At 38.2% G+C, this 4,555-nt stretch carries 2 protein-coding genes and 1 pseudogene; all 3 read right to left on the reverse strand.

Annotation, left to right across the window (positions count from 1 at the left end):
- Nucleotides 1–188: 188 nt before the first annotated feature.
- Nucleotides 189–2,411 (reverse strand): catalase/peroxidase HPI, encoded by a 2,223-nt coding sequence (gene katG, locus KO509_RS00005; protein ID WP_215971237.1) that lies wholly within the window; start codon nt 2,409–2,411, stop codon nt 189–191.
- A gap of 309 nt (nt 2,412–2,720) precedes the next feature.
- On the reverse strand, nt 2,721–4,286 hold the full coding sequence (gene ahpF, locus KO509_RS00010; protein ID WP_215971238.1) for an alkyl hydroperoxide reductase subunit F: 1,566 nt from the start codon (nt 4,284–4,286) through the stop codon (nt 2,721–2,723).
- A gap of 90 nt (nt 4,287–4,376) precedes the next feature.
- Nucleotides 4,377–4,555 (reverse strand): annotated as a pseudogene (locus KO509_RS00015) (peroxiredoxin); the annotation flags it as partial.

Consider the following 4,555-nt stretch of genomic DNA (forward strand, 5'->3'; position numbering starts at 1 on the left):
TAATAGATAATAGATAATAGTTAAGGTTAGGCATCAATGTGAGGCCTGTAAATATATGTCAGAGTGGGACAGTAAAAACAAAAAAAGGCTAACACTTAGTACTTTCTACTGAGTATTAGCCTTGGTAAGTGAATTTAAATATTACTAATTTTCAAACTATTTTAGTGAAGCGCAGTAAGGTAGTTCAATTACTTTAAATCGAAGCGATCTAATTGCATTACTTTCGTCCAAGCGCTGACAAAGTCATTAATAAACTTAGTATCAGCATCATCAGAAGCATACACTTCAGCAATGGCTCGTAGTTCAGAGCTAGAGCCGAAAATTAAATCGACAGGTGTTGCTTGCCATTTAAAGGTACCGGTAGCACGGTCATTACCGATATAAATACCATTATTGTTCTCGTCTTTGCTCCAAACGGTAGACATATCTAATAAGTTAACGAAAAAGTCATTACTCAATACGCCTGGTTTGTTAGTAAAAACACCTAAGCTAGAACCGTCAAAATTGGCGTTTAATGAACGTAAACCACCGACCAAAACTGTCATTTCAGGTACATTTAAATCAAGCATATTGGCTCTATCAACAAGCATTTCTGCAGGAGACATATAACTATCTTCATTGTAATAGTTACGGAAGCCATCAGCATTAGGTTTTAAGTAATTGAATGACTGAATATCTGTTTGCGCTTGTGTAGCATCGGCACGACCAGGTATGAAAGGTACTTCAACTTTATATCCACCTTTATTAGCTGAGTTTTCGATTGCCGCAGCACCACCTAATACAATTAAATCGGCTAAAGATACTTGTTTTGTCGATGATTTTTTATTGTATTGAGTTTGAATCGCTTCAATTTTATCTAAGGCTTTCTTTAACGCTTTAGGGTTGTTTACTGGCCAATTGACTTGAGGCTCAAGCTTAATTCGTGCGCCGTTTGCTCCACCACGCATATCAGTTACACGATGGCTAGAAGCAGAAGCCCATGCTGTTCTAATTAACTCTGCATTACTTAAACCTGAATTAAGTAATTGCGCTTTTAGCATTTTTATATCACTACTTGTGATTAACTGATAATCAATAGCAGGGATAGGATCTTGCCATGTAAGTACTTCAGTTGGCACTTCATCACCTAAATATCTTGCTCTTGGCCCCATATCACGATGAGTTAATTTAAACCAAGCTCTACCAAATGCTTTTTCAAATTCAACTGGGTTGGCTCTAAAGCGTTCGACAATTTTACGGAATTCAGGGTCTTCTTTTAAGGCAAGATCGGTGGTAAACATAATAGGTGCGTGACGTTTATTAGGAATATGTGCGTCAGGTACTAAATTTGCAGCGGCTTTATTATCAGGTATCCATTGTGTGGCACCTGTAGGGCTTTTAGTTTGCACCCAATTAAAGTTCATCAGATTATCTAGATAGTTTGTTGACCACTGCGTTGGTGTAACAGTCCAGGCTCCTTCCAAACCACTGCCACTAGCATCTGCGCCTACACCTGTACCACATTTGTTTTTCCAACCTAAGCCTTGCTCTTCAATTGGAGCAGTAGCAGGCTCAGCACCAATACAATCTTTTGGTTTTTTCGCACCGTGTGCTTTACCAAATGTATGGCCACCAGCACTTAGTGCAACAATTTCTTCGTCATTCATTGCCATGCGGCCAAATGACAAACGTAGGTCGTCAGCTGCTAAGAGTGGATCTGGTTTACCGTGTGGACCTTCAGGGTTAACATAAATTAATCCCATCTCTACCGCGGCTAATGGTCCTTTTAATTGACCTTTTCCATCTCTTCGTTCATCAGTAAGCATGGCTTTTTCAGGGCCCCAGTATACTAGGTCTGGTTCCCAATCGTCAGTACGTCCACCAGCATAACCAAAAGGTTTAAAGCCCATAGATTCAAGCGAAACATTACCTGCAAGTACCATTAAATCTGCCCATGATATCTGACGGCCATATTGTTGTTTTACTGGCCATAATAATCTACGGGCCTTGTCTAAATTAACATTGTCAGGCCAGCTATTTAACGGATCGAAGCGTTGTTGACCACCGGATGCACCACCACGACCATCATGTACGCGATAAACCCCAGCGCTATGCCAGGCCATACGAATCATCAAGGGGCCATAATGCCCCCAATCAGCAGGCCACCATGTTTTAGAATCTGTGAGTGTTTTTTGAATATCTTTTTTAAGTTGTTTTATATCTAATTTTGCAAACTCTTCAGCATAATTATACTGCTCGCCGTAAGGATTTGATTCCGCACCGTGCTGGCGAAGTGAGCTCAGGTTTAGTTGCTCAGGCCACCAAAATTGATTTGTTTTTGCTTCACCATTTGCAAATGCAGTTGACGATAGTGTGATAGTTGATAGAGCTACTGAAATCGCAGCGGCTATAGGTAAGGTTCTTTTTAACATAGTTATCTCTCTTTATTGTAATGAACTTTCGAATAGGAAATATAATAGGGGGAATAAAAGATTTTTTATAATTGATTGATTTGAAGATAACGTTCTGTTTTATTGATGACTGTATTTGCGGAGCAATAAGTGGGTAATATAGAGATTAGTGGTTGGCAGTGCGTTAATACTACGCAAGGGGAAAGTAATAAAGTTAGTTTGTTAGTAAAAGCATTAATCAATTGTCTACAGACAAAAAAATAGGTGAATTTAATAATTCACCTATTTACGTTAATAATTTACTCTTTATTGAACAGGTAATTACTTGTATTAGCTTTCTCTAATCATGTAATCAAAGGCTGATAATGACGCTTTAGCTCCTTCGCCCATCGCAATAACAATTTGCTTATAAGGCACTGTGGTTACATCGCCAGCCGCAAATATACCCGGTGTAGACGTTTGACATCTTTCGTCTATAATTACTTCACCATACTGAGTACGGTCAACAACACCATCTAGAAAAGCACTATTAGGTAATAAACCAATTTGTACAAAAATACCGGCCAGCGGCTGTTGTTTAATATCACCGGTTAATCTATCTTCATAAGCAAGAGCAACCACTTTACCGTCTTCTGCTATCACTTCTTTGGTGGCAGCATTTTTAATGATAGTAATTTTACTGTGTGCTTCAGCTTTTTCTACTAAGACTTTATCGGCTTTTAATTCAGGTAAAAATTCAAATACCGTAACATGATTAACCATACCTGCTAAATCAAGTGCTGCTTCGATACCTGAGTTACCACCACCGACTACTGCAACATCTTTACCTTTGAAAAATGGACCATCACAATGTGGGCAGTAAGCAACACCTGAACCAACATTTTCTTTCTCACCTGGTACGCCAAGTTCACGCCATTTTGCACCGGTAGCAACAATAATAGTTTTCGTTTCAATTACTTCACCACTAGATAGGTGTAATTTATGCGCTGATTTGGTCTTGATATCACCTTTTTCAATGGTATCTACACGTAAAAACTCTTTGATAGTGACATCGTAATCACTTAAATGTGCCTGCATATTACCGGTTAGCTCAGTACCTGTTGTTTTAGGTACTGAAATTAAGTTTTCTATACCTACCGTATCTTTTACTTGACCACCAATTCTGTCAGCAATCATAGTAACGTTTAACCCTTTACGTGCTGCATAAATTGCGGCGGCAACACCAGCAGGACCACCACCAATAACGGTTACATCTTGTAGAGGCAATTGTTCAGCATCATCGGCATTAACAATGTAAGGGAAACGTTCAATTAATTTATCGACTAATTGTGCTGTATCTATTTTGCCGTTGGCAAATAATTCACCATTTAAGTAAACGCTAGGTACACCTTGAATATTACGTTCATCAATAAGTTCTTGGAATAAGCCTCCATCAATCATTTCTGAGCTAATATCATCATTTAGCAAAGCAAACTGATTTAGTGATTGCACCACATCAGGACAGTTATGACAGCTTAAAGAAATAAATACTTCAAAGTGTAAATCTCCCTTAATTTTACTCACCATATTACTTAAGGTGTTATCAAGTTTAAGGGCTGTACCTGACGATTGTAAAATAGCTAAAATTAATGAATTAAATTCATGACCACTTGGTATGCCTGAAAAATGAATACCATTATTACTATCGTCTACTGCTAAGTAAAATGTGATAGGGCTGCGTAAGTTATCATCACGCTCAATCAAACTTAAATTATCTGATACTGAGCATAATTGTGTTAAAAATTCGACTAATTCTGGACGTTTAGCATGTTCACCAGTTTGTAGAACTAGTGCCACCTTGTTAGTCATATTTTGAGTGTATGTTTTTAATGCGTTTAAAATATCTGTGCTTAACATAGTATTACCTTATTTAATCTGGTGAAAAAAGGCGGAATATTTTTTAGCCATTTCCGCCAATAGTTGGAAGATTTCTTTAGTTGATAGAGTTTAAATTTTGCCTACTAAATCTAGGCTTGGTGTTAAGGTTGCTTCGCCTTGCTCCCAAGCTGCTGGACATACTTCACCATCGTTTTCGCGTACATATTGTGCTGCTTTAACATTACGTACCATGTCTTTAGCGCTACGACCAATACCACCTGCATGAATGTGTGCTACTTGAATAATGC

This window comes from Colwellia sp. C2M11 (assembly GCF_018860915.1).
Taxonomy (GTDB): Bacteria; Pseudomonadota; Gammaproteobacteria; order Enterobacterales; family Alteromonadaceae; genus Colwellia.